This window comes from Chryseobacterium sp. T16E-39, assembly GCF_002216065.1.
In the GTDB taxonomy this organism is placed as follows: domain Bacteria; phylum Bacteroidota; class Bacteroidia; order Flavobacteriales; family Weeksellaceae; genus Chryseobacterium.
This window is the reverse complement of sequence record NZ_CP022282.1, coordinates 476,995-502,188: the sequence shown is the minus strand read 5'-3', so window position 1 is coordinate 502,188 and position 25,194 is coordinate 476,995. Positions and strand designations below refer to the sequence as shown.

The window sequence follows — 25,194 nt, the reverse complement described above, 5'->3', positions numbered from 1 at the left end:
TATGAAAAAAATAATAGGTACTTCATTATTCCTTTTTAGTATTATTTTATCTGGACAATCCAAAGAAGATTCAATACAGTTCAATAGGATTTCAACAGAAATTCTGAATAATGGAAAAGGATATGAAGAGCTCAGAGATTTAACCAAAAACATAGGAAAACGCTTAAGTGGTTCGGAAGCCTATGAAAAATCAGTACAGTGGGCAGCAAAAGAACTTCGTGATGCCGGGGCTGACAAAGTATGGCTCCAGGAAGTAATGATTCCTGTCTGGGAAAGAGGAAAAGAATCTTTAATGATCAAAACCATTACCGGTAAAACAAAGAACCTGAAAATGCTCTCCCTGGGAAACTCGGAAGGAACAAACGGAAAAGATGTTACGGGAGAGATCATTATGGTAAAATCACTGGAAGAATATGACCGTCTACCGGCGGAAAAAGTAAAGAATAAAATCGTTTTCTTCAACCACCCTTTTGATCAGAGCTATGTACAGACTTTTATTGCCTACAGGGAAGCAGGTGCTTACAGACGTTCAGCGGCTTCACTTGCAGCAAAAAAAGGCGGCAAATTTGCAATCATCCGTTCACTATCATCTGCACTGGATGACGTTCCACATACCGGAGGAATGAAATATGAGGACAACGTTACCCAGGTTCCTGCGGTTTGTATAGGAAATACGACGGCTGATGATCTGGAACAGCTTTTAAAAACCCAGAAAGTAACAGCAACCCTGAATTCTCATTGTGGAATGAAAGGTGAAAAACTCTCCCACTCTGTTATCGGAGAGATAACCGGTAACAAAGATCAGAGTGTAATTGTTGTAGGAGGGCACTTAGATTCCTGGGATGTTGGTGAAGGCGCTCATGATGATGGAGCAGGAATTGTTCAGAGTATCGAAGTTTTAAGAACTTTTAAAAAGTTAGGAATTAAAAACAACCATACTATTAGAGCTGTTTGTTTTGCCAATGAAGAAAATGGAACTAAAGGAGGAAAGCAATATGGGAAAACAGCAAAAGACACGAATGAAAAACACCTTTTTGCTATAGAATCGGACGCAGGAGGCTTTTCTCCGAGAGGGATCTCCCTTGAAATGGATGATACTAAAAGAAAAGAAATTCAAAGCTGGGTGAACCTGTTCATTCCGTATGGCGTTTATAATTTCGATGGCAAATATTCAGGATCAGATATTGCTCCACTTCATGAGATGGGGGTTCCCGCCGCTGAATTGGTTCCGGATCCGCAAAGATATTTTGACATTCACCACACTGAAGAAGATACCTTTGAAAAAGTAAATCGCAGAGAGCTTCTTTTAGGCTCTGCTGTAATGACACAACTTATTTATATGATTGATAAAAACTGGTAAACATGAAAAAAATAGCAACTACTTCTTTATTACTTTTAAGTATGGCCTTGTTTGGTCAGGTAAAAGAGGATTCAATACAGTTCAGTACAATTTCTAAAGAAATCCTTAACAATGGAAAAGGATATACTGACCTTAGAGATTTAACAAAAAATATTGGTCACCGTTTAAGTGGCTCTCCAGCCTATGAAAAGGCTGTTCAGTGGGCAGCACAAAAGCTTCGTGATGCAGGAGCTGACAAGGTATGGCTTCAGGAAGTGATGATCCCGGTTTGGGAAAGAGGAAAAGAATCTTTAAAGATCACAGCAAACAGCGGAAGATGGAAGACCTTAAAAATGCTTTCTTTAGGAAATTCTGAAGGCACGGGCGGAAAAGATGTTTCCGGCGAGGTCATCATGGTTAAATCAATGGAAGAATATGATAAGCTTCCGGCAGAAAAAGTAAAAGGTAAAATTGTATTCTTTAACTATCCTTTTAGTCAGTCTTTTATTGAGACCTTCAGAGGATATGGAGATGCTGCTAAATATAGAGTAACAGCCGCAGCTTTAACAGCTAAAAAAGGAGGTAAATTTGCCATCATCCGTTCACTTTCATCAGCATTTGACGACATTCCTCACACCGGAGCTATGCGCTATGAAGATAAAATCGATAAAATACCAGCTGTTGCGATAGGAAATACCACAGCAGATGAACTCGAACAACTTTTAAAAACCCAGAAGGTTCTGGCAACATTGAACTCCAACTGTGGTATGAAAGGAGAAAAGGCTTCTCATTCTGTGATCGGAGAAATTACAGGCAAGAAAGACAAAAGTCTAATTGTTGTCGGCGGACATCTTGACTCATGGGATGTAGGAGAAGGCGCTCATGATGATGGAGCTGGAATTGTACAAAGTATAGAAGTCTTAAGAACCTTCAAAAAACTAGGGATTCAAAATAATCACACCATTAGAGTGGTATGTTTCGCCAATGAAGAGAATGGATTAAAAGGAGGCCTACAATACGGAAAGATAGCTAAGGAAAGTAATGAAAAACATCTGTTTGCTATAGAATCCGATGCCGGAGGTTTTAGCCCAAGAGGTATTGCTATGGAAATGGATGATGCCAAAAGAAATCAGATCAAAAGCTGGGCTCCTTTATTTATTCCTTATGGTGTTTATAACTTTGAAGGAAAATACTCCGGAGCTGATATTTCCCCTCTTCAGGCCATGGGAGTACCTACTGCTGAACTCTCTCCTGATTCTCAAAGGTATTTTGATATCCACCATACGAATGAAGATACTTTTGAAAAAGTTAACCGCCGAGAGCTTTTACTTGGCGCCATGACCATGACGCAACTTATTTATATGATTGATAAGAACTGGTAAAATATAGTAAAGCCGCCTTATGGGCGGTTTTTATTTTTTTAATTGTTTCAAACGATACCTCCATAGATTGAAATAATATCTTACATTTTGAGATTCCCAGTTTACATCAAATTTTATGTCTTGCCCTCCAATATATATAGGACGTGAAATTTTTGCATGAAACATCGGAAGATTATTTTTTACAACTTCAAAATACTCTGAATCAAAATTAGATTTTCTGTAATATTGAATTTCAATGACTGTCAAATTTCTTTTAGCTTTAAATACATAAAGAACAATATCATATAGATCATCGTATTCTTTTTCTAACTCATATATTGCAGAATCCAGATTCCGTGGATTTTTTTTATTGTTAATCTTTCTTCTAACCGTTTCATAGTCTTTGTCATCAAGAGAATAAAACTCATTACAATCTGAAACAATGTACAAGCAGTTTTGAGACATTTTATTCCAACAGGATATTTTTGCTAATCGAAACAGATTAACTACAGAGCTATTCAAATTGATTTCTAAAGTTTCTTTTAACATATAACTTAAAGCTTTTCTAAAATAAGTTTAAGATCAAAGTATTCAAGCTATCATCATCTTTGCGTCACATTACACTTTTACACTACTCTTAGATAACAATTAAAGGATCTCTTACCTCAGGTATTGTTCCGTTAACATGATAATAATACAAAAACCATCATAAAGATGGTTTAGTAGTCTCGAAAAGGTATCTTCAATTATTCCAAAAACTCTTTCTTATCAAGTCTTAAATCCATTACCTTTTCAGCCCTTTTTATTTTAATTCCGATTGTTTTATAGTCTTTTTCTACTCTATTCATCATATAATGGCAAGCAGATTCTTTATCCAGATGATCCAAATCCACATCATTAATACTCAAAATAGAATCTCCAATTTCTAAAGGAGTTCCTCCTTCTTTAAATACAAATGCAACAACCGGCTTTGCATCAATAAAGCGATATCCAAAACCAAAAGACTCCAGTTTAGGTGGATTATTCAAAATTTTCTTCATGTAGATCTTTTTATTCTGCCAGTCCATGACGAATTTAAAGTCTTTGAAAAAATCGTTTCCAATCAGCCTTGAGTTTCCGGTCATGATCATTTCGTTGGCAAACATTTTATTTCCTATAGAGAGTTCGGGAATCTTAAAAATAAATCCTGAAACCGGTTTCCCCGCACCAAAAGCACCGACAGAACTCGTTCCATATGTTTCAACCACTTTCGTTACTTTCCTGGAGTCATAATCATTCTCTAAGATTTTCAATCTTCCCGTAAATCCTGTATCAAAAGTAAGCTTTATGTTTTTATCTAAAATTTTAGTTTCTATGACCGGTGTTTTTTGAGTTTGCGGATCAAACGGAATAACCGTTTCATATTCATCAATTTTAAAATTGGACAGGTCTTTCGTTGTTTCCAGTGAGTTTTCCAGATAGTTTACTCTCCAAAATAGCTTAGCCATCTGATTAGCACCAAGAATACCATCAATTTTAAAACATCCCAGTTCAGAACCATTTAGATCCATTACTATGGCTCCAATATTTTTAAAAACAACCTGATCGACAGTCATCTCCGGCAATGTAGTGAAGATCTGCTCCTGCTTATTTTTTTGAGAATCTTTTACTTTACTTTTATGCTCCTTCTGAAGATTAAGTTCCTTATAAATTGTACTGGAAATAACGGTAGGGGCCCCGGAATCAAATAAAAAATCATATGATTTCCCATTGATACTTACTTTTACAAGAGGTAAATCGTTGGTGTAGTTTAAATTGATTTTTTCTACTGGCTTGGTTAATTCAACATCCCCACTTTCGAAGAACCGCTTTCCCTGAGCTGAAGTGATCGTTAAGAAAAAAATGAAAAACAAGCTTGAAATCTTCTTCATGAATTTATTTTGTGCTAAAGTAGCGATTTTGTGATTGAGTGAAAAAAAATATTTTCTAAATGGTCGTGGAAAACAAAAAAGCCGACTTAAAAGCCGGCTTTTTCTATAATCGCATTTGAATTATTTCACTTTTACAAGCTCAACATCAAAGATTAACCAGGCATTTGGCGGAATTACTCCTCCTGCTCCTCTTTCTCCATAACCCATTGCTGGCGGGATCAATAAAGTAGCCGTTTCACCTTCTTTTAACAATAAGATACCTTCATCCCATCCTTTGATCACTCTTCCCATTCCAATTGGAATCTCAATCGGCTCATTTCTGTCGAATGAAGAATCAAACTTAGTTCCGTCAATTAACTTCCCTGCATAATGCACTGATACATTATCTCCGGATTTTGGAGCTTTTCCATCAGTAGTTTTTGTAATCTTATAATATAAACCAGATTCAGTTTTCTGCATTCCAGCTTTTAAATTATCTACTAACTTTTCCTGGTTTGCTTTAAATTCCTCTTCTTTTTTCTTTTTCTCAGCTTCTTCTTTTGCTAAATATGCTTTGTTATTTTCCTGGATTTTAGCTTTTCCTTCAGTGAAAGTTTTAGCAGCATCATAGTTCTTGTATTCATCACCTTTGCTGAAAATGTTTACTTTTTCTAAAACAACATCTGTTTTAGGTTTATCCTGTGCTCCTTTTTCAACATTAGCAATAGCATCAATCACATCATCCCCTTTTATTACCTTTCCAAAGATGGTGTGTCTTCCATCTAACCACGGAGTCGCTACTTCGGTAATGAAAAACTGAGAACCGTTGGTATTAGGTCCTGAGTTAGCCATTGATAGAACACCTTTCCCTGTGTGGTGAAGGTCATTTCTTTCATCTTCGAATTTATATCCTGGATCTCCCATTCCTGTTCCCTGAGGATCTCCCCCCTGAATCATAAAATCTTTGATTACTCTATGGAAAATAGTTCCGTCATAAAAAGGAACTCCCTTAGCTTTAGATTTGTTATCAATTTTCCCTTCTGCAAGACCAACAAAGTTAGCTACAGTAACAGGCGATTTTTTATCTTCAAATTTTACAATAAGGTTACCCTTAGAAGTTTGAAGATTAGCATAAAGTCCGTCTTTAAGACCTTCGTAAGTTTCTTTGTCTACGTTCATTTTTTTATAAATTGGTGTACAACTCATCAGCGAAATACTTGCCGCTGCCAGAATTATATTCTTGTTAAACAATTTCATTTATAGCGCTTTTAATTTTATAATTAATGGAATGTCGTTATCTATTTTCTTTTCGTCTCCATAAGTCCCGTAGGCAAGAGAAGATGGAACCAAAATCGTAATTTCCTCACCATCACGTATAAAACGCAAAGCATTTTCTACCGCTTTTAATTCATCAAAGTGCCCGAATTTGGCATCTCTTCTTTCAAAAGGCTGATCATAGATCTTCGTCTGATCAAAGTCATAAAGATCGTAAGAATAAGAAATCAGAGAATTATCCGGTCTCTTTTCTCTTGTATCAAAATCTTTTGTATTGACCCAATAGTTAAGCTGAGTAGTATAAAATTTCACAGACTGCCCATTGACCCACTCCTGAATATGCATTCTTTCTGAAGCATTAAGATTTTTCATCCTTGCTTTAGAAACATCCAGATCTTTTTGGCTCAAAACCCCACCCAAAGGCGGATGTGTCTGTGTATTCCTGTTACAGCTCAACAGCCCCAATATTGATATGAAGAGTATTTTTTTCATAAACTTTTGCGAAAATAAGCATTTCACAGGATATAATAAACAAAAAAAGCCAAGAATATCTTGGCTTTTATATAAATTCTTATATTGAAATTAAACGGTTTCCAATACATTTTTCTCTACCAATACTCTCCATCCGAAAGAATCTTCTGAATGATTAGTCTGTATATTCACTAAATCATTTTTAAGAATAGCAGCATAACTTTCTTCATCCGATAATTTAGGTAATGCTAATTTATCTCCCTGGTATCCTAATGCCTGGAAAACAGTAGTTACGACTGCAGTTCCTACTCCCCAAACTTCTTTTAGAGTTCCATTCTTCTGAGCTTCTATTACAGTTTTCACTGGAATTTGTTCAACTTTTACTTCAATTCCTCTTTTCTTAGCTAATGCGATGAAACTATCTCTTGTTACCCCATCTAAAATCTTTTCAGAAGTTGGTGGTGTGTAAACAGTATCATTAATTCTAACGAAAACGTTCATTGTTCCACTTTCTTCGAAATATTCATGCGTTGCATCATCTGTCCAGATAATCTGGTCATAGCCTTCCTCGATAGCCAATTGAGTAGGGTAAAAAGATGCAGCATAGTTACCAGCTGCTTTAGCTGAACCTACACCTCCATTAGCTGCTCTTGAATAATGATCAGAAATTTTTACAGAAACAGGCTCTGTATAATAGCTTTTCGCTGGTGTTGCAACAATTGCAAACATATATTTTTCAGCAACTCTTGCTTTTAATGCTTCTTCCGTAGCAAAAATCAAAGGTCTGATGTATAAAGACATTCCTTCTCCCTGAGGAATCCAGTTTCTATCGATATCTACCAATGCTTTCAGACCATCTAAAAACATTTCTTCCGTTACCTCAGGCATTGCAAGACGCGAAGCCGATTTATTGATACGTTCAAAATTCTTTTCAGGCCTGAAAAGGAAAACCTGCCCCTCCTGATCTTTATAAGCTTTCATTCCTTCGAAACAAGCTTGTCCGTAATTTACCCCCATCATTGCGGGCGTAAATGCCAATGGTCCATAAGGTACCAATTTTACGTCCCCCCACTTTCCATTCTCATACTCACATATTACCATATGGTCTATGAAAGTATTCCCAAAAGAAAAATTATTGGGGTCGAATGAAGAAAGTCTGGAATTCTCAGTTTTTTGAATTATCATTTCTAAAATTTTTTATGATGTTCTACAAATTTAACATAATTTTCTAAATATAAAAATTTTAGACTAAATTTGACAAAAAAAAGGGTGAAAAGAGAAATAAAGACCACAAACGACGGCAGTAAAACATTGTTTATCAGTGAATTAAATGAAAATTATCATTCCCATCATGGAGCCTTACAAGAAGCCGAACATGTGTTTATCAAAAATGGACTAATTTTGATAAATGATTACGAAATTAATATTTTAGAACTCGGTTTTGGAACAGGTTTGAATGTTTTGGTTACAATTAATGAATATTTAAAAACTGACAAAAATCATGTAATTAATTATTTCACGCTGGAAAAATATCCCATAAATGAATCAGAAATTAAAGATTTATCCTATTTTGAACTTTTTGATAACATTGAATTCAAAGAAATTTATCAGAAAATTCACACAGCAGAGTGGGAAAAACCAGTTGAAATCATTAAAAATTTTAATTTAAAAAAGATAAAATGTGATTTTTTTGAGTTAAAAAACATTGATTTACCTAAAATAAATCTCGTTTATTACGATTGTTTTGGTGCCCGTGTACAACCAGACCTATGGGAAAAGCCATTATTTGAAATGGTTTCGGACAAAATGAGTGTGAACGGATTATTAACGACCTACTCCTCTAAAGGCAGTGTAAGGAGAATCCTCCAGGAACTAAATTTTAGTGTTGAAAAGAAACAGGGCCCACCGGGAAAGAGAGAGATGCTGAATGCTGTGAAGAAGTAACGATAAGTTGAAAGTTGAAAAAGGAAAGTGGAATAAGCCCCCGAAATCCCATTTTCAATTTTGAACTTTCAGCTTTCAACTTTCAACTTTCAACTTATCACGAATTTCCTTAATTTAGCTATACAAAATAGTTTATATGATAGATAAGATCAACGTCAGGGTATATGCCTGTGCTGTAAAAGATAATAAAGTGCTTACCTTATTTGAAGAATATGCAGGTGATCAGTTAATAAAATTTCCGGGAGGAGGGCTGGAATATGGAGAGGGACTTTTGGAATGTCTTCATCGGGAGTTTGATGAAGAACTTAATGTAAAGGTAAATATTGTAGAGCATTTTTATACACAGGAAGATTTTCTGGTGTCCAGGTTCAGAGAAAATGAGCAACTCCTTACTATATATTATATAGTCAATATTATCAATGAAGAAGATTTCCTGATTATGGATCCCTGCATTGAAAAAACAGAATGGATAGACATCAACAGACCGGACAATCCTTTTCCTTTACCTATCGACCAAATAGTATTTGATAAATTAAAAGAAAAATACCTGTAATTGCTTACAGGTATTTTTTATTATTTCTTTACTTTAAAATCACCAGCTCCCGGATAAGGTTGAAGATAACCTGAATTCCAGTTAGACTGTAGCAGCGATTCTATAAATTCGTCTGTCCTGTTTCTATGCGGGTCATACTGATCTTTGAGATCAATACTTGCCATTTTTCCTTTTACATTCCACCAGAAGGCACTCCATCCACCTCTCAGTTCTTTGATGATCTCAAAAACATTCTTTCCTGTTGCCCTGTTCATTAATTTAGCAAAAACCTGCCCTTCTGTTGTTGTAAGATCCCGCAGTTGCTTTTCATATTGGTCTGCCAACATATTCTGCCGATCCCTCACATACTTTCTTTTAGCCTTACTATCCAGATTGGTCATTTCCTTCTGAATATCTCTGTATTGCTGTAAAGCAGCTACAAACAAGGGATATACCCTGTACAATTTCTTATTAAGGAAATAATAATAGTTTCTGTCCAGCTGGTTATTGAATTTGGGCTTATTGAGTAATACCAACTCATCCATCACCACCACTGTTTCTCCATTTATCTCATAGAACTTGGCTTTCTGTCTTTCATCGTAGTAATATTTATTTCCAAATTCATCTACTTTTAGTGCCTCTGGAGGATATTGGCTCAGAGGTTTAGCAATAATAGAATCCGTTTGTCCAAAAACACCAATCCCAAAAAAGAAAAGAAAAAGACAAAAAATCTTGCTAAAATTCATTATTTTTACGCGTATTATAGCAAATATTGAACGCAAAAATCATTCCTTTTTATGAAATTTGAAAAGAAATCTTTAAAATTTTTAGAAAAATACCTAAATACATCATCTCCGACCGGTTACGAGCACAAAGGACAGGAAGTTTGGATGGATTATATCAGACCTTATGTGGACAAAATTGAAGTTGATCACTACGGAACATGTTACGGAATTATCAATCCTGAAGCTGAATTCAAGGTGGTTATTGAAGCTCACGCAGATGAGATCTCATGGTATGTTAATTACATTACAGACGATGGACTGATTTATGTTATCCGAAACGGAGGTTCAGATCAAACGATCGCTCCTTCAAAAGTGGTTCATATCCATGGAGAAAATGGTATTGTAAAAGGTGTTTTCGGATGGCCGGCTATTCATACCCGAAGTGCTAATCAAAATGAGCCCACACCAAAAATAGAAAATATCTTCATCGACTGTGGAGCAACTTCGAAAAAAGAGGTTGAAGAAATGGGGATCTACGTAGGGTGCATGATCACCTATCCAGACGAATTCTTTGAGATGAACAACCGTTATTTTGTGTGTCGTGCTTTAGACAACAGGATCGGTGGATTTATGATCGCAGAAGTTGCAAGGCTTTTAAAGGAAAATAAAAAGACAATTCCTTTTGGTTTATATATCACAAATTCTGTTCAGGAAGAAGTAGGTTTATATGGAGCGGATATGATTGCTGACACCATAAAACCTAATATTGCTATTGTAACAGACGTTACGCATGATACGACCACCCCTATGATCGAAAAGAAAAAAGAAGGTGATCAAAAATGTGGTGATGGTCCGGTAATATTCTTTGCGCCAAGTGTTCATCATACGATCAGAGAATTGATCATAGATACAGCAAAAACGAAAAAAATCCCTTTCCAGAGAGCCGCAGCAAGCAGAGCTACAGGAACGGATACAGATGCGTTCGCGCACTCCAATGGTGGTGTTCCAAGTGCATTGATTTCTTTACCTTTGCGCTATATGCATACAACGGTAGAAATGGTTTCTAAAGAAGATGTAGGAAATGTCATCTCATTGATCTACGAAACTATTTTGAAAATAAAACCGGAAATGAAATTGAAATACCATTAATAAAGACATCAGATAAAAGATATTAGATGTCAGACTTTGCAAAAACCAGGTCTGATATCTGGTGTCTTGCATCTGATATCTTTAATAAATCTAATATAAAAGTAAAAATGAAAACTAAGCTAATTGCTCCTTCCCTTTTATCCGCAGACTTCGGGAATCTGCAAAGAGACATTGAAATGCTGAACAATTCTCAGGCAGACTGGTTCCATATCGATGTAATGGATGGGAGATTCGTACCTAATATTTCATTTGGTTTTCCAGTGATGAAAACAGTTCAGCAGCACGCTAAAAAGTTTGTTGATGTTCATTTGATGATCGTTGAACCTGAAAAGTATGTTGAAGAATTTATTGACCATGGAGCAGATCTGATTTCTATCCACTATGAAGCTTGTACTCATTTGCACAGAACAATTCACTTAATCCAGAGCAAAGGAGCGAAAGCAGGCGTTGTATTGAATCCTTCTACCCCGGTTTTAATGTTGGAAGATATTATAGCAGATGTAGATTTGGTATTGTTAATGAGTGTAAATCCAGGATTTGGAGGTCAGAAATTTATTGAGAATACATACAAAAAGATCGCTGAAACTAAGGATCTGATCTTAACCAACAACTCCACTGCCCTTATTGAAGTGGATGGAGGCGTTAATTTAGATAATGCAGCAAAATTATTTGAAGCAGGAGCTGATGTTTTAGTAGCAGGAAATGCCGTTTTCTCATCCGAAAGCCCGGAAAGAACTATTGAGCTTTTAAAGATTTAAAGATCTTTTAAAAATAAAAAACATACAAAAAGGCAGCCTTAGGCTGCCTTTCTTCTTTGAAAACCTGAGCTTAGTATGGTTATTAGTTTCAGTCGTAAGACTTTAGCTTCAATTTTCTTTATTCTATGCTGGCGTAAAGATCTCAATAAATTGCAATACAATGCATCCGTAAAAACACGGAATTTGCATTAAGTATTACTACTTAAAACTATTCAACTTTTGACCAAATACAGGCACAAATGACCAGAATAATGCTCATAGTAGAGCACACGGCTCTTATATGATTCAGAAAATTCCACCTGTTTTCAAAAACATCACGCATTTTTCTTATTGCCTCTACCGTAGCATTTCCAATATCAAACTGATCTAACTGGTCATTCAAAGGAACGTTACCAACAATCGTAACTCCGAAAACACCGATCAGATAAACAATCGAAGCCAATAAAAGCAAAATAAAAACAGGATGATGTGCCCGAAATACGAAAGTAGCAATAGGAAGCATTGCTGCAGTCCCCATAAAACTCAGGAAGAATACAGGATTAAGAATTTCTCTGTTGATGGATTGCATCGCTTTAAGATATTCGACATCCGATAATTTTCCCAGTCCTAAAATAACTGAACAGGAATAGGCATAAAACAAACCTCCGATAAGAGCGGTTAATGTTCCTGTGATAATCAAAATAATTGTTGTCATTTTCATATATTTTGTTTTGGTGATTACATTCACTATTTACTTTATAAAAATAACTTTATTCTGAATATAATTTAACATAAAATGAATTTAGCCTTCAAACAGTGAATTGCTGGAGACTTTCCTTATTTTAGTAGAAAATTATTACGATGAAAAACAAATGGATCTTCGTTTTTTTATTAGGAGTTCTGGCATCAGGCAATGTCAATGCCCAGGATAAAACTAATTTAAAAAAAATGGAATGGTTTCAGGATGCTAAGCTCGGAATATTTATTCATTGGGGAATATACTCTGTTGATGGGATTTCAGAATCATGGTCTTTTTTTAATAATTACATTAATCATGAAAATTATATGAAGCAGCTGAAGGGATTCTCTGCTTCTAAATTTGATCCTCAATATTGGATGAAATTAATTAAAGCTTCGGGAGCTAAATATTCTGTGATCACAACAAAACATCATGATGGTGTTTCACTTTGGGACTCTAAAGCGGAAAAAGCTATTACCATCCCCAAAAATTCTTTAGCCCAAAAAGATGTTTTGACACCATTTGTCGAAGAATTAAAAAAATCAGGTTTAAAAACGGGTCTCTACTACTCTCTTCCGGATTGGAGCCATCCTTATTATGATACGAATACCAGAACAAAAAAGAGGTATGACATCAAGAATGATCCCCAGCGATGGCAAAGTTTCGTTCATTATTATCAAAGTCAGCTAGAAGATCTCTCCCATCAATACCGTCCGGATTTATTATGGTTCGACGGAAATTGGGAACATACTTCAGAAGAATGGCAAGCTTCAAAAGCCTTAGAAACTCTAAAAAAGTACAATCCGGAGATCATTATTAATTCCAGATTAAACGATCATGGAGATTATGAAACCCCTGAACAAGGCATTCCGGTAATTACACCTCAAAATCCATATTGGGAGTTATGCTACACAATGAATGATTCGTGGGGCTACCAGCCTTTTGATCACAATTACAAAACCCCGAATATGCTGGTCCGCACCTTGGCTGATGTAATCAGTATGGGCGGAAATCTTCTGCTTGATATAGGGCCAAAAGAAGACGGAACCCTTCCTAAAGAACAGATAGAAATATTACAGAATATCGGACGTTGGACTTCAAAATATCCACAAGCCGTTTATGGAACCCGCCGGGGCCTTCCTTTCGAAAATTATAAGGGAAAATCTGCATTATCTAAGGATCAAAAAAAATTATTCATTTATCTGGAAGAAGCCAAAAACCTCACAAAAATTTACGGACTTAATTCCATACCAACTTCGGCAAAAGTTCTTGGAGATCCTCAGGGAAAAGTAAATATGATACCGGAACCTAAAGGAAATCTCACTTTGCGTTTTTCAAATCTTAATTTTGATCAGGATGTTACTGTCGTTGAATTGGATTTTGATAAAGAAATAAGACCAATTACGGCTACAGGAAAAGAAATTTCTACCTTAGGAAAACTTATAGAAAATCCTGATACATCATCAGCTATTTATGAAATTGCCGAACAGGTTCATGCAGGAAACAATATTTTTGATCAATCGGGCCTTACTCAGGATGGCATGGATATGACCATCTCTAAAACATCAAAAATAAATACACAAACCTTATCCTGGATAAGCAAGCATGCCGAATCCCTCTTTGAAACCGGGAAAGGGCTATCTGGTGGACATTATCCTGGAATGAGCAGTCTTTCGAAAGATAAACAAACGCTTTATCTTTTTGTAGAAGGAATACCTACAGGACCTATTGCTTTAAAAGGCATTAAAAATAATATCTCAAGAATCCGTATTGTAGGTGAAGGTTCGATAATCAGTCATCATATCTATAATAAATTATACTGGAATGACAGACCCGGAATTATTTATATAGATATTCCAAAAGAAAGATTGGATAAAAACATAACGGTTATTGCTGTATTACTTGACAAGCCACTAGAGCTATATCGAGAAAAAGTAGGAGCCATTGAAAGTAATTTATAATCACTTTGGTAGCTTCGAGAGCCTCAGCTACCAAAGTGGTTATAAAACAAAAAATCCGGAGAATCATCTCCGGATTTATATTTTGAAAAAATTTTATCTTAGAAAATCTCTCTTCCAGAAAAATGGAATTGAGCCTCAATAAGAGCATTTTCGTTAGAATCTGAACCGTGAACAGCATTCTCTCCTATGCTTCTTGCAAACATTTTTCTAATAGTACCTTCTGCTGCTTCTGCAGGATTAGTAGCACCAATAAGAGTTCTGAAATCTTCAACAGCATTGTCTTTTTCTAAAACCGCTGCAACGATTGGTCCTGAGCTCATGAATTCTACTAATTCTCCATAGAATGGTCTTTCAGCATGTACTTCATAGAATTTTTTAGCATCAGCAACAGTAAGTTGAGTTAGCTTTAAAGCTTTGATCTTAAAACCCCCTTCTGCAATTTTACCTAATATAGCACCGATATGTCCGTCTGCTACCGCATCAGGCTTAATCATAGTGAATGTAATGTTAGACATAAACGTATATTTTTTTTAATGCCGCAAAATTACAAAAAAATATTCTTACTTGTATTTTAATTTTTTTTTAACATAAAAATAACTTTTATTAAGAAATGCAAGATTAATCTTTGGCACAGTAATTGTTTATTCTATTCCGATTCTCATGTTTAATTTGAGTTTTCATGGTTATTAGTTTTTACCCAGCTTCGGCTGGGTTTTTTATTGCTAATACCTGAAAAATTCTATTCACTTTATCAGATAAAAATCCCCAAAACTAATGATGAAGATCAAAAAATAGCAAAAATTAATCACGTGTTCAATAGAATTGGCTTTAAAAATTCATTTTTAAATATGATTAATTGTACTTTAAAAATTGAATAATTTTAAGTATTGACCTCTTCCATTTCCTTTTTTATCGATATTCTATGCTAAAACTTTTTTGCGGGAAAAAGTATAGTATGCAAAATACACAGCTATCATAGCAAGGGCAATCCGCGTAATGATCATTGGTATGATGGATTTAGCTTCCAACATTCCTACTAATCCTGACATCAAAAAAGTAACCATTAATTGCATAAAGCCCATTAATGCCGCTGCAGTACCACGCCCCTCTTTAAAAGGAGATAATGCATGAGCCGTAGTGATAGGAAAGAGAATACCAATTGCAATAAGAGAAGAAAATAACACCACAACTTCAAGGCCTACAGGCAACTGACATAATGACACCAATAAATGCAGACTGCTCATGGAAAGCAGCAAAATAGTTGCTGATAATAAAATCTTGATATTCTTTATTCGCTGTATTAATTTAGGGGTTATATAGGCGGCTAATATCAGTGCCAAAGAATTAAAAGCAAATATAAAACTGAAGACCTCACTGGAAAATCCATGTATCTCCATAAACAGCAGTGGTGCATTGGAAATGTAGATAATTAATGAAGCAAAAGCGATACTTCCGATAATTGTATTAATTATAAAATCTCTATTCGAAAGAATTATTCTTAACTGTTCTTTTAACCCTATCTCATTTGCAGTTGTTTTAGGGGATGTTAATTTAGAATTAGTTTCAGGGATGTATCTTACAACAAGTAATAAAGTTAAAGCCCCTAAAATACTTAAAAAACTAAAGGCGCTGTTCCATCCCCAAAATCTTAAAAAGATACTTCCCAGTAAAGGAGCAACAATAGGAGCAATACCACTGATCTGAGATTGCTTGGAAAAAATGGCCACGGCTTTTTCTTTATCATACAAATCTATAACGATCGCCCTGCCAATAACAATACCCGCACTTCCGCCAAATGCCTGGAGAAAACGCATTGTCCATAACACATAGATATTTTTTGTGAAAATTATGGCAACCGCACCTACTATAAAAAGAATCAATCCACAATACAGCATAGGTTTTCTTCCTTTTTTATCGGATAAAGGTCCCCACAATAGCTGCCCAATAGCAAAACCCGCAAAAAATATAGAGATAGAAATCTGGATATGCCCGATATCGGTCTGGAAAATTTTGGACATACTTGGAAAGGCAGGCAAATACAGATCAATACTCAGAGACTCTAAAGTGTTTAAAAGAGCTAAAATAAATACAATAATACTCAGGTTTTTCATAAAGAATTTTAAAATCATTACACGTCAACATCGACTTTTACATCATGCAAAATTCTTATAAAAACAGATGACACTCAATGAAACAATTGAGGGCATACCAGCACAAACTGAGGATTATTTAGGGATTTACTCTTTTATATTCTTAAACTGCTCAGGATTATAACCTGTTTGCTTTTTAAAAAAGCGGGAAAAGTAAGAAGCATCGTTAAAACCTAATTGAAAAGCTACTTCTTTTACCGTTAAGGCTCCAAAGCTTAGTTCCCTTTTCGCTTCAAGTAAAATTCTTTGGGCTATCATTTTCTTTACCGTAGTCCCTCTGGAAATACGCACGATATCATTAAGGTGATGGGTACTTACATTTAACTCACCAGCATAAAATGAAGTTTCCTTTTTAGTAGTATAATAATTCTCGATTAGTACGATCAGATTTTGAATACGTTGTTTGTCATTTGCAGATGATTCCTGTGAGCTTAGATCTTCGGTAATGACAATACAAAAAGCTTTTAAATAGGCTTTGAGTAAATTTAAGCGGGAATCTGACTCGTATTCACGTTCAAGAAGTGTAATAAGTCCCTCACAATTTTTCCGACTCTCAACATTCAGAAAAAAAGGAGATATCCCACTTGTAAGAACGAGTTCGATGTCACAAATTTCCTGGAAAATCTCCCGGCTTATTGCAAAAACATATCCTTTTTCACCCCGAAGTTTCATGTTAAACACCTGACCTGGAGCGATGATGCAAATCTGATTGTTTTTGATGGTATAATGTTCAAAATCCAGTTCTAATTGACTATCCTTCTTCACTTCTGTAAACCAAAGGATCTCAAAAAAGTTATGTCTGTGAATATCATCAAAATTTTCAGGATGACCATTTTCGAGGGTAGTCATCTGAAATTCCTGATAGGTGAGGTTGTGGATAGGAATATGTTTTCCCTGGCTCATGAAGAAGATTATTTTTGTGAAGCTTCTTCTGCTTCATCCATTAATTTTATATAAGTAGCGTATCTGGAATGCTGAATTTCTCCAGTTTCTAAAGCCTCGATCACCGCACATTTTGGCTCATTAACATGCATACAATTATGGAATTTACATTCTTCCCTTTTCTTAAAAATTTCAGGAAAATAATGCTGCACCTCTTCTTTTTCAATATCAATCATTGCAAATTCTCGTACACCCGGAGTATCAATTACATTCCCTCCAAAATTCCAAAAATGCATCTGAGCAAAAGTCGTGGTATGTTTTCCTTTAAGATGGGTATCAGATATTTCTGATGTCTTTAAGTTTAATCCCGGTTGCATGGCATTGACCAATGTTGATTTGCCACAACCTGAATGTCCAAAAAACACAGAAGTTTTATCTTTTAAAATATCCTGTAGTTTATCAAGGTTAAGCTTGGAATAAGAGGAGATCTCCAGAGTCTCGTATCCGATTTCCTGATAAAGAAATTCAATATCTTTTACAATTTCAATTTCCTCTTCATGAAGAACATCAATTTTATTAAATAAAATAAGTGGGGTAATATTATAAGCTTCACAACATGCTAAAAAGCGATCTAAAAACCCTAAAGATGTTTCAGGATACCGAAGGGTAAAAATAAAACATGCTAAATCAATATTAGAGGCAATAATATGAGCTTCCTTAGAAAGATTTACTGATTTTCTTATCAGGTAGTTTTTGCGCGGTTCTATCTTCGTGATCCAAGCAATATCATCCTGCTCGAGTTGAAATTCTACATAATCACCTACAGCAAGTGGATTGGTGAGTCGGGTCTTGATCAGTTTAAATTTCCCACGAATTCTGGCTTCGAAAATTCTACCGGTTTCCATTTCTAAAACCTGATACCAACTTCCTGTAGATTTAATTATTTTTCCTTTCATATGTAGAGATTGCAAATATAAGGAATTAGGTGATAGGTTGTATTAGGTTGCAGGCGTCAGGTAGTAGGTAGCAGGATTTAGGTTATAGGTTATAGTTATAGTGTTGGATATTAGAAATCAAGTGTTTGTTACTTCTCATATTTGATAACAAAATTAAGGCGTGATATATCAACCCAGCTAACTTTTAGCTCCTATCCTCCCAAATTCCTACTACCTAAATCCTGCTACCTAATACCTAATACCTAATACCTAATACCTAATACCTAATACCTAAATCCTGCTACCTATTACCTCCCTCCCAACAAAAATTAGGACCTAAGATTCAGGATACGTCGAAATTTCACTCTCGTACTCTCCTCATTCCTAAGCCCTAAAATCTACTAACTATTGTCTTCTGCCGACTATCTTTCTATCATAATATTATTCTGTACCTCAATAGATTCCTCATGAATCGCTTTGAAAACTTTCTCAATAAAATCCTGAGACATTCCTGTTTCCTTAGCTTTTTGAGTAGCATATTCAGTAATTACTTTCCATCGTTCAGGCTGGAAAATAGCGATATCATTTTCTTTCTTAAGTTTACCTATTTTCTCAGAAATTTTCATTCTTTGAGAAAGTAATTCAATTAGTTGAAAATCGAGATCAGAAATTAATGTTCTGTGTCTTCCCATTTCTCCATCAAATCCTGCTAATCCTGAGTTTCTCATTTTCAGATTACCAATTAATTCTGATAAAACTTCAGGCGTGATTTGCTGTGAAGCATCACTCCACGCTTCATCAGGATTACAGTGACTTTCTATGATAGCACCCTGGTAACCAACGTTCATAGCTTCCTGAGTAACATCTGCCAAGCCTGTTCTATTTCCACAAATATGAGATGGGTCAATTAGCATTGGAATATTAGGGAATTGGCTTTTAAAATCCAAAGCAATCTGCCAGTTCGGATTATTTCTGTATTTTGTTTTCTGGTAGGTAGAAAAACCTCTGTGAATTGCTCCAAGGTTCTGAATACCCTGTCCTAAAAGTCTTTCTAAAGCCCCGATCCACAATGCTAAATCCGGATTAACCGGGTTTTTAACCAATACAGTTTTTTCAGTACCCCTCAACGCCATTGCAATTTCCTGAACGGTAAATGGATTTACTGTAGATCTTGCACCAATCCAAAGGATATCAACATCTGCTTCCAAAGCAGCGAAAACATGGTGTGCATTAGCGACTTCGGTAGCCGTTTTAAAACCATATTCTTCTTTTACTTTCTTTAACCAGTTCAATCCGATCACCCCAACTCCCTCAAAACCATTTGGTTTCGTACGGGGCTTCCAGATACCAGCACGAAAAACAGGTACTTGTGCATTCGTTTCTTTTATCCTTCTTGCAGTCTCCAGCATTTGCGATTCACTTTCAGCGCTACATGGTCCGGCGATCATTAATGGCTGTGAAAACTCATTAATCCAATCGTTTTTTAAATCTTTTAAATTCATTTTGTTAATTTATTTTTATCTTATTTTTAATATTATTATACACAACAAGTTCTTCCCTTATAAAATTTATTTTATAATTCTTTTCAAAAAATGCCGTTAAAAAATTTTTATTGGAGTTAGGAATTAAACAAGAGAAGATCTTTTATTCCTATTTTTTGGAAAGAAATTTAATTAGTAATACCAATAAAATCGGTAATAACTTCTAAAATTTCTATAATAAGTAGCAAAAAAACTAGAATAACCGCTAAAATAATCAGCGGGTATAAAACCAAAAAGGTTTAAAGTAGACAGATATGGGATCAATAATTTTTCCACTTTATACTGTGAATCGTCTATTTCTAGCTTTACAATTTATAATTTGCTTTTGTCAAAAATGTATTTTAAACAAAAATATTTGACAAAGATATAAAATTATGACAAATCAAACTTCATTAAATCATCAAGATCTTTTAGTAAGGGATTCTTCTCAATGAATTTCTCGAATATCTTTTTCTTCGTAACCACCTCTATTTTAAGGTTTTGTACGTCTTTTTTATACTCAATTTCAATTGAATAATTTAACACTTTTCTTTTAAAATGATTAAAAAATTCCCCGCTTATTTTATCAAATTCGACCTTTGCAGAGTCCGAAGGGTATAAAACCTGGATCTTAGTCTCATCGATTTTAACCAATTTAAAAGATTTAACTGCATTAAAAACTACCGCTTGCTTGAATTGGATTTGTTTCAGGAATAAATTCCATTCCATGAGCAGATCAGTTTCAGTAAAATGATGCTGTGGGAGATTTTCTGCTTTGGTAACAACAGCTTCTTCATTTTCCACCTTTTCCTCTTTATTAAGAAAGGAATTAATGCTAAATCCTGAGGAAAGTCCCTTAGATAAAGGTTTAGAGGTCTTTTTGATTGCAGGTTCTGCTGAAGGATTGTTTACTTCGGGGACTTTTTCAATTTTTTCCTGCTTAAGAGGCTGAGGATTTTCTTTTTGTACAATTTTTACCTCCTGCTTTTCCTTAAGAAAGGGAGCTAATATTATGAACTTTTTTTTTATTAACATCTGACTGAGCCGTCAGAGAACATAATTGCATTAACGCAATTTCTACAGTAAGTCTTGGATTCTTAGAATTTTTATAATTGATATCAGCATGATTACAGATTTCGATGGCGTCAATTAACTGCTGAGCATTCCATTTCTGGCTTTGTTCAACAAATTTAATTTTAGTTTTCTCTCCTACCTCGATCAAATCGATTGTCGACGTATTTTGAGCCATCATCAAATCCCTGCAATGATTTCCCAATCCCGCAATAAAGATATGGGCATCAAATCCTTTTTTTACAATTTCATTAAATGCAAAAAGGGCTTCCGGAATTTTATTTTCTTTAGCCAGATCAAGGATATTCAGGTACTGGTCATAATCCAGAATATTCAATACTTCTGCTGCTTTAGCAAGCGTAATATTCTTTTGAGAAAATGTTGAAAGTCTGTCGAAAATAGAAAGTGCATCTCTTAATGCGCCATCAGCTTTTTGAGCAATAAGATATAAAGCATCGTCTTCATATTGAATATTTTCTTTTTGGGCAATATTTCTCAAATGGCCCTGAATATCTTCAATAACGATTCTTTTAAAATCATAGATCTGGCAACGTGATAAAATCGTTGGAATGATCTTATGCTTTTCTGTTGTTGCTAGAATAAAAATTGCATGCGCAGGAGGTTCCTCAAGCGTTTTAAGGAAAGCATTGAAGGCTGCAGAAGACAGCATATGTACCTCGTCAATGATATATACTTTATATTGTCCAACCTGGGGTGCAAAGCGCACCTGATCGATCAATTCGCGAATATCATCCACTGAATTGTTTGAGGCAGCATCCAGCTCATAAATATTATAAGCAAAGCCATCTTCTGAAACGGAACCGTCCTTTTCGTTGATTTTTCTGGCCAGAATTCTGGCACAGGTTGTCTTACCAACACCACGAGGCCCACAAAATAGCAAAGCCTGTGCTAACTGATTCTCTTCAATTGCATGTTCTAAAGTATCCGTAATATGTGATTGCCCAACAACAGTGTCAAACTCTTGTGGGCGATATTTTCTTGCAGATACGATGAAATTTTCCATTGGTCAAAAATAAGAAATATAGTTCTAATTTGAAAGTCAAAAGTTTTCAAATTATCCACAAAATATATTTCTTATTAAACAGAAAAAAATTTACTGATTATTTCTTTTTCTGATATGCAAAATCTATTATATCAACAATAGCTTTTTCAATTTCAGATCTTCCTTCCTCAGTTTTCATATTAAGTCCGCAAAATTCAGTTGCATTATAAGCTGGATATAAATTCAGATAATAAGCTCCTGAAACAATCAAAGCGATAATTGCTCTAAATCTTTTTGCATCTTCTCCAAAATATGGATCGGTAACATTTCCGAACAAATTGGCTCCTACATCTTCTCTTTCCTGAACCAGTTTACGAAGGATCGGTTTACTTTCTGAAAGTTCCCAAAGAATAATTTTCTGAAGTTCTTTGTTTTTCTTCAAACTCTCAAATTGCATAAGAATTCCCTGCGTTAAAGCCTCCCTACCAATGGTTGTATTTTTCTCTTCTTCAATATTCGGGCTGAACTTGCTCCAATAATCCTGAGACTTTATATATTCATCAATAAGTTTATCTGTACTACCGAAGTATTCATAGATAAGCTTTTTGTCAAAGCCCGCTACCGCAGCAATTTTACTTACTTTAAGACCAGAATAGCCTTTTACTCTAAGAATTTTGCCAACTGCAGCAAGCAGTTTCTGTTTTGTTTTTTCTTTGTCCCTAATCGGACCTTGCACCACTTTTCTAGGCATAATTATTATTTTTTCGCAATATGCATTTTTTTATTAATATCATCAAATATATTAAGTGTTTTATCTAAATGTTCTTTTTCATGTCTTGCCGTCACACTCATTCTGATTCGTGCATCTTTTCTCGGTACAGCGGGGTACATAATAGGATTTGTATATACTCCTTTTTCAATTAATATTCTTCCGATATCCCACATTTTGCTTTGGTCTCCTATTTTCACTGGAATAATGGCAGAACAAGTGACCCCGGTATCCAAACCTAAAGCATTAAGTCCTTTTTTAAAATAATTGATGTTATTCCATAATTTTTCCCGCCAAAACGGCTCTTCATCGATCAGTTCAATAGCCTTAACGATTCCTAAAGATGAAGGCGGTGCGGTAGCAGAAAAAATTTGCTGTCGAGACTGAAATTTAAGGAATGATGCTATTTTTTTGTTTGTAATTACAAATCCTCCCAGGTTACCAAAAGTTTTGCTGAATGTACCTGTTATAAAATCTACTTTATCCATTAAACCAGCCTGCTCAAGTGTTCCTCTTCCTGTTTCTCCTAAAATCCCAACGCCATGTACATCATCCACCATCAGATAGGCATTATATTTTTTAACCAAATCATATATCTCACTTACACGTGAGGTGTCTCCATCCTGCGAGTATACTCCATCAACTACAACAAGCTTTGTACGGTACATATTTTCTGATATCTTCAAAATGTGTTCCAAAGCCTCCAAATTATTGTGTGGAAATGTTTTTTTATTAGTGAATGCACATCCTTCATGTACACTGGCATGTACAGACATATCGAGAATGGCAATATCTTCTTTCTGCATTAATATCTGTAAAGTAGCGCTATTAGCAGTATATCCTGTGGTAAACAATACAGCTTCGTCTTCGTTCCTGCCAAAGAAACTTGAAATTTTCTTTTCTAAAGCATAATGATAATCAAAATACCCACCAATAAGAGGTGTAGCTCCGGTACCGGTACCATATTTTTCTATCCCATCTATTGCTGCCTGCTTTATTTTAGGGTGTTGCGTAAACCCTAAATAATCACTCGAAACAAAGCTAATGTACTCTTTATTCTCATTTGCGATGTTTATGTTTAATGTTGAATTGGTTCCAGAAGTATTTCTTAATCTGTAATTCATGTGTCCTCTGGATTTCATGTGATCTAAAAATTCATAAAAATAATCTGCTCTCTGAGCAATATCATAATCAGGAATATTCTCAAAATCCTTGAAAGTTGCCGTTGTAAAATCAATATTCATCCTTTAAATTATTAGTTGTTTAGTGAACAAATATATAAATAATTCACACTCACCAGTTTTTATTTTCCCCCAAAATTCATTACACATACAATATTTCAACCTTATCCATTGAAAATCAAACAATTTGACAACAAAATTAATTTATTGTAACATTTAATAAATTAATCACTATCGTATTAAAAATAAATCATAAAAAAAGCAGCTGTTTTACAGCTGCTTTTTCATTCATTTGGAGGGAGGGTTATCTGGTTGTATATCCGCCATTGGCAAAAATCGTCTGCCCGGTGATCCACCATCCATCACTTACCAGGAACTCTATCAGAGGAGCAATATCTTTTATGTCGGTTAAGCCTCCTAAAGCAGAAGCCGACTGATGATAACTCACCGCATCCTCACTTTCCTGACCATAAAAGAATGGAGTATCCATTGGTCCGGGAGCTACAGCAGTAACAGAAATTCCCCGATCACCAAATTCCTTAGACGCCATTCTCGTAAAATGTTCTACGGGAGCTTTTGCGCCGGCATAGGTAGAGTATAATCCTGTGTACGCAGCCAATAACGAAGTTACTATGGTACAGATCTTACCATGATCATTCAATTTCTTACCTGCTTCCTGAATAAAGAAATAAGCCACTTTGGAATTAATATTAAACATAGAATCATATTCCGCCTCTGTAGTTTCTACAAAAGGTTTTTTAAGAACCATTCCAACTGTATTGATCGCAATATCGATTCCTCCAAAGGTTTTCAAGGTTTCATCAAATAGCTTTGTAATATTCTCAACCTTTGTAAGGTCAGCCTGAAGCAGAAAAGCTTCTGCTCCTAAAGCTTTAACCTCGCTTAAGGTCTTCTCGCTTTCCTGCTTTGAACTTTCACTATTATAATGAATAGCCAGTTTAGCTCCTTTTCTTGCGAAATCCCTGCTTAATAATCCTCCAAGATTCTTTCCACCCCCGGCAATTAATACCACCTTACCTTTTAAATCATTTTTTGACATAATTATGTTCTTTTTTAATTAGTTATGTCTTACAAATATGAATATTAGGTACAATACTTCTATGGTGAACTTTTCGGGAATTTACTCTGAGTTAGTTTTCTGTACCCTCCAGGAGTGAGACCGGTAAGTTTTTTAAAAAATTTGGAAAAATTGGATGGGTCATAAGTAAATATCCTGGCTATTTCTGCAACAGGCTTATTGCTTTCGGACAACATGATCTGTGCCTGCTCAATAATTTTAATATCATAAAAATGGCATGGATGATTACCTTTTTCTTTTTTTACGGTATCCGTAAGATGGGTATGAGAGATCGCCAGACGCTGTGCTATTTCATTAAGCTCCATAAATTCAAAGGTATTACCGGAAATAACATCCTGAATATGCTGATCCAGAAAAGCTAAAAATCTGTTGGTGATTTCTTCTCCTCTCTTTATATTTTTTTCATCTTTTTTCATACAAGCATCTTAATGTGTTTCACTAAAAATACTAATTTAAAAAGAT

General features: G+C 35.1%; 25 protein-coding genes. 7 read left to right on the top strand and 18 right to left on the bottom strand.

Features of this window, described 5'->3' with window-relative positions; all coding sequences use genetic code 11:
* Window position 1 precedes the first annotated feature (1 nt).
* Together CEY12_RS02025 and CEY12_RS02020 are read left to right on the top strand one after the other, a co-directional pair.
* The gene (locus CEY12_RS02025; protein WP_089026104.1) at window positions 2-1,360 is read left to right on the top strand and encodes a M20/M25/M40 family metallo-hydrolase; all 1,359 of its coding nucleotides are present in this window, start codon (window positions 2-4) and stop codon (window positions 1,358-1,360) included.
* 2 nt (window positions 1,361-1,362) lie between these two features.
* Window positions 1,363-2,721 carry a M28 family peptidase gene (locus CEY12_RS02020; RefSeq protein ID WP_089026103.1) on the top strand — a complete coding sequence of 453 codons (1,359 nt, stop codon included), beginning with the start codon at window positions 1,363-1,365 and terminating at the stop codon, window positions 2,719-2,721.
* A 30-nt stretch (window positions 2,722-2,751) separates the two neighbouring features.
* Here the strand turns inward: CEY12_RS02020 and CEY12_RS02015 are convergent, their stop codons facing one another.
* The 5 genes from CEY12_RS02015 to CEY12_RS01995 all read right to left on the bottom strand — a co-directional run bounded on the left by CEY12_RS02015 (window position 2,752) and on the right by CEY12_RS01995 (window position 7,520).
* The gene (locus CEY12_RS02015) at window positions 2,752-3,249 is read right to left on the bottom strand and encodes a hypothetical protein (protein WP_089026102.1); all 498 of its coding nucleotides are present in this window, start codon (window positions 3,247-3,249) and stop codon (window positions 2,752-2,754) included.
* A 197-nt stretch (window positions 3,250-3,446) separates the two neighbouring features.
* On the bottom strand, window positions 3,447-4,610 hold the full coding sequence (locus CEY12_RS02010) for a retropepsin-like aspartic protease (protein WP_089026101.1): 1,164 nt from the start codon (window positions 4,608-4,610) through the stop codon (window positions 3,447-3,449).
* 120 nt (window positions 4,611-4,730) lie between these two features.
* Window positions 4,731-5,768 carry a peptidylprolyl isomerase gene (locus tag CEY12_RS02005; RefSeq protein ID WP_172821061.1) on the bottom strand — a complete coding sequence of 346 codons (1,038 nt, stop codon included), beginning with the start codon at window positions 5,766-5,768 and terminating at the stop codon, window positions 4,731-4,733.
* 78 nt (window positions 5,769-5,846) lie between these two features.
* On the bottom strand, window positions 5,847-6,356 hold the full coding sequence (locus tag CEY12_RS02000; protein WP_089026100.1) for an FKBP-type peptidyl-prolyl cis-trans isomerase: 510 nt from the start codon (window positions 6,354-6,356) through the stop codon (window positions 5,847-5,849).
* Between the two features lie 90 nt (window positions 6,357-6,446).
* On the bottom strand, window positions 6,447-7,520 hold the full coding sequence (locus CEY12_RS01995) for a branched-chain amino acid aminotransferase (RefSeq protein WP_089026099.1): 1,074 nt from the start codon (window positions 7,518-7,520) through the stop codon (window positions 6,447-6,449).
* An 84-nt stretch (window positions 7,521-7,604) separates the two neighbouring features.
* On the opposite strand from CEY12_RS01995, the gene mnmD reads away from it, so the two are divergent.
* Window positions 7,605-8,279, top strand: coding sequence for a tRNA (5-methylaminomethyl-2-thiouridine)(34)-methyltransferase MnmD (mnmD, locus tag CEY12_RS01990; protein ID WP_089029752.1), 675 nt, complete (start codon window positions 7,605-7,607; stop codon window positions 8,277-8,279).
* A 136-nt stretch (window positions 8,280-8,415) separates the two neighbouring features.
* Window positions 8,416-8,832 (top strand): NUDIX domain-containing protein, encoded by a 417-nt coding sequence (locus CEY12_RS01985; RefSeq protein WP_089026098.1) that lies wholly within the window; start codon window positions 8,416-8,418, stop codon window positions 8,830-8,832.
* Between the two features lie 20 nt (window positions 8,833-8,852).
* Here CEY12_RS01985 and CEY12_RS01980 read toward each other — a convergent pair whose 3' ends face one another.
* Entirely contained in the window at window positions 8,853-9,557 is a 705-nt protein-coding gene (locus CEY12_RS01980) for a DUF4294 domain-containing protein (protein WP_089026097.1), read from the bottom strand.
* A 51-nt stretch (window positions 9,558-9,608) separates the two neighbouring features.
* Here CEY12_RS01980 and CEY12_RS01975 point away from each other — a divergent pair, with 51 nt between their 5' ends.
* Window positions 9,609-10,685 carry a M42 family peptidase gene (locus CEY12_RS01975; RefSeq protein WP_089026096.1) on the top strand — a complete coding sequence of 359 codons (1,077 nt, stop codon included), beginning with the start codon at window positions 9,609-9,611 and terminating at the stop codon, window positions 10,683-10,685.
* 107 nt (window positions 10,686-10,792) lie between these two features.
* Window positions 10,793-11,443, top strand: a complete 651-nt coding sequence (gene rpe / locus CEY12_RS01970) for a ribulose-phosphate 3-epimerase (protein ID WP_089029751.1) — start codon at window positions 10,793-10,795, stop codon at window positions 11,441-11,443.
* 208 nt (window positions 11,444-11,651) lie between these two features.
* On the opposite strand, the gene CEY12_RS01965 is transcribed toward rpe, so the two are convergent.
* Window positions 11,652-12,137, bottom strand: a complete 486-nt coding sequence (locus tag CEY12_RS01965; RefSeq protein ID WP_089029750.1) for a DUF1772 domain-containing protein — start codon at window positions 12,135-12,137, stop codon at window positions 11,652-11,654.
* Window positions 12,138-12,283: 146 nt separating this feature from the next.
* Between CEY12_RS01965 and CEY12_RS01960 the strand changes: the two genes are divergently transcribed.
* Window positions 12,284-14,122: an alpha-L-fucosidase gene (locus tag CEY12_RS01960; RefSeq protein ID WP_089026095.1), complete on the top strand. Its 1,839-nt coding sequence runs from the start codon at window positions 12,284-12,286 to the stop codon at window positions 14,120-14,122.
* Window positions 14,123-14,220: 98 nt separating this feature from the next.
* Here the strand turns inward: CEY12_RS01960 and CEY12_RS01955 are convergent, their stop codons facing one another.
* The 11 genes from CEY12_RS01955 to CEY12_RS01905 all read right to left on the bottom strand — a co-directional run bounded on the left by CEY12_RS01955 (window position 14,221) and on the right by CEY12_RS01905 (window position 25,148).
* A complete protein-coding gene (locus CEY12_RS01955) occupies window positions 14,221-14,637 on the bottom strand; it encodes a nucleoside-diphosphate kinase (protein ID WP_076355787.1) in 417 nt (138 codons plus the stop codon).
* A 405-nt stretch (window positions 14,638-15,042) separates the two neighbouring features.
* Entirely contained in the window at window positions 15,043-16,233 is a 1,191-nt protein-coding gene (locus tag CEY12_RS01950) for a multidrug effflux MFS transporter (RefSeq protein WP_157676735.1), read from the bottom strand.
* Between the two features lie 126 nt (window positions 16,234-16,359).
* Window positions 16,360-17,175 (bottom strand): AraC family transcriptional regulator, encoded by an 816-nt coding sequence (locus tag CEY12_RS01945; protein WP_089026093.1) that lies wholly within the window; start codon window positions 17,173-17,175, stop codon window positions 16,360-16,362.
* Window positions 17,176-17,183: 8 nt separating this feature from the next.
* Window positions 17,184-18,110: a ribosome small subunit-dependent GTPase A gene (gene rsgA, locus CEY12_RS01940; protein ID WP_089026092.1), complete on the bottom strand. Its 927-nt coding sequence runs from the start codon at window positions 18,108-18,110 to the stop codon at window positions 17,184-17,186.
* A gap of 401 nt (window positions 18,111-18,511) precedes the next feature.
* Window positions 18,512-19,591, bottom strand: coding sequence for a chorismate mutase (locus tag CEY12_RS01935; protein ID WP_089026091.1), 1,080 nt, complete (start codon window positions 19,589-19,591; stop codon window positions 18,512-18,514).
* 411 nt (window positions 19,592-20,002) lie between these two features.
* Window positions 20,003-20,644, bottom strand: coding sequence for a hypothetical protein (locus tag CEY12_RS22545; RefSeq protein ID WP_228409771.1), 642 nt, complete (start codon window positions 20,642-20,644; stop codon window positions 20,003-20,005).
* Window positions 20,601-21,704: a DNA polymerase III subunit gamma/tau gene (gene dnaX, locus CEY12_RS01925; RefSeq protein WP_089026090.1), complete on the bottom strand. Its 1,104-nt coding sequence runs from the start codon at window positions 21,702-21,704 to the stop codon at window positions 20,601-20,603. The genes CEY12_RS22545 and dnaX overlap by 44 nt, the downstream gene beginning before the upstream one ends.
* Before the next feature lie 97 nt (window positions 21,705-21,801).
* Entirely contained in the window at window positions 21,802-22,434 is a 633-nt protein-coding gene (locus tag CEY12_RS01920) for a TetR/AcrR family transcriptional regulator (RefSeq protein WP_089026089.1), read from the bottom strand.
* 5 nt (window positions 22,435-22,439) lie between these two features.
* Entirely contained in the window at window positions 22,440-23,696 is a 1,257-nt protein-coding gene (locus CEY12_RS01915; protein ID WP_089026088.1) for an aminotransferase class I/II-fold pyridoxal phosphate-dependent enzyme, read from the bottom strand.
* A 241-nt stretch (window positions 23,697-23,937) separates the two neighbouring features.
* Entirely contained in the window at window positions 23,938-24,693 is a 756-nt protein-coding gene (locus tag CEY12_RS01910) for an SDR family oxidoreductase (protein ID WP_089026087.1), read from the bottom strand.
* 59 nt (window positions 24,694-24,752) lie between these two features.
* Entirely contained in the window at window positions 24,753-25,148 is a 396-nt protein-coding gene (locus CEY12_RS01905; RefSeq protein ID WP_089026086.1) for a helix-turn-helix domain-containing protein, read from the bottom strand.
* Window positions 25,149-25,194: the final 46 nt, after the last annotated feature.

Bases quoted from the DNA above. Each gene is read 5' to 3' on its own strand.
- CEY12_RS01950 (WP_157676735.1), bottom strand. From the start codon at position 16,233: ATGAAAAACCTGAGTATTATTGTATTTATTTTAGCTCTTTTAAACACT.
- CEY12_RS01960 (WP_089026095.1), top strand. From the start codon at position 12,284: ATGAAAAACAAATGGATCTTCGTTTTTTTATTAGGAGTTCTGGCATCA.
- CEY12_RS01995 (WP_089026099.1), bottom strand. From the start codon at position 7,520: ATGATAATTCAAAAAACTGAGAATTCCAGACTTTCTTCATTCGACCCC.
- CEY12_RS01965 (WP_089029750.1), bottom strand. From the start codon at position 12,137: ATGACAACAATTATTTTGATTATCACAGGAACATTAACCGCTCTTATC.
- rsgA (WP_089026092.1), bottom strand. From the start codon at position 18,110: ATGAAAGGAAAAATAATTAAATCTACAGGAAGTTGGTATCAGGTTTTA.
- CEY12_RS02005 (WP_172821061.1), bottom strand. From the start codon at position 5,768: ATGAACGTAGACAAAGAAACTTACGAAGGTCTTAAAGACGGACTTTAT.
- CEY12_RS01910 (WP_089026087.1), bottom strand. From the start codon at position 24,693: ATGTCAAAAAATGATTTAAAAGGTAAGGTGGTATTAATTGCCGGGGGT.
- CEY12_RS02000 (WP_089026100.1), bottom strand. From the start codon at position 6,356: ATGAAAAAAATACTCTTCATATCAATATTGGGGCTGTTGAGCTGTAAC.
- CEY12_RS01935 (WP_089026091.1), bottom strand. From the start codon at position 19,591: ATGAATTTAAAAGATTTAAAAAACGATTGGATTAATGAGTTTTCACAG.
- CEY12_RS01980 (WP_089026097.1), bottom strand. From the start codon at position 9,557: ATGAATTTTAGCAAGATTTTTTGTCTTTTTCTTTTCTTTTTTGGGATT.
- CEY12_RS02010 (WP_089026101.1), bottom strand. From the start codon at position 4,610: ATGAAGAAGATTTCAAGCTTGTTTTTCATTTTTTTCTTAACGATCACT.
- CEY12_RS01975 (WP_089026096.1), top strand. From the start codon at position 9,609: ATGAAATTTGAAAAGAAATCTTTAAAATTTTTAGAAAAATACCTAAAT.
- dnaX (WP_089026090.1), bottom strand. From the start codon at position 21,704: ATGGAAAATTTCATCGTATCTGCAAGAAAATATCGCCCACAAGAGTTT.
- CEY12_RS02020 (WP_089026103.1), top strand. From the start codon at position 1,363: ATGAAAAAAATAGCAACTACTTCTTTATTACTTTTAAGTATGGCCTTG.
- CEY12_RS01920 (WP_089026089.1), bottom strand. From the start codon at position 22,434: ATGCCTAGAAAAGTGGTGCAAGGTCCGATTAGGGACAAAGAAAAAACA.
- CEY12_RS01985 (WP_089026098.1), top strand. From the start codon at position 8,416: ATGATAGATAAGATCAACGTCAGGGTATATGCCTGTGCTGTAAAAGAT.
- CEY12_RS01945 (WP_089026093.1), bottom strand. From the start codon at position 17,175: ATGAGCCAGGGAAAACATATTCCTATCCACAACCTCACCTATCAGGAA.
- CEY12_RS01905 (WP_089026086.1), bottom strand. From the start codon at position 25,148: ATGAAAAAAGATGAAAAAAATATAAAGAGAGGAGAAGAAATCACCAAC.
- rpe (WP_089029751.1), top strand. From the start codon at position 10,793: ATGAAAACTAAGCTAATTGCTCCTTCCCTTTTATCCGCAGACTTCGGG.
- CEY12_RS01955 (WP_076355787.1), bottom strand. From the start codon at position 14,637: ATGTCTAACATTACATTCACTATGATTAAGCCTGATGCGGTAGCAGAC.
- CEY12_RS22545 (WP_228409771.1), bottom strand. From the start codon at position 20,644: ATGTTAATAAAAAAAAAGTTCATAATATTAGCTCCCTTTCTTAAGGAA.
- CEY12_RS02025 (WP_089026104.1), top strand. From the start codon at position 2: ATGAAAAAAATAATAGGTACTTCATTATTCCTTTTTAGTATTATTTTA.
- CEY12_RS01915 (WP_089026088.1), bottom strand. From the start codon at position 23,696: ATGAATATTGATTTTACAACGGCAACTTTCAAGGATTTTGAGAATATT.
- CEY12_RS02015 (WP_089026102.1), bottom strand. From the start codon at position 3,249: ATGTTAAAAGAAACTTTAGAAATCAATTTGAATAGCTCTGTAGTTAAT.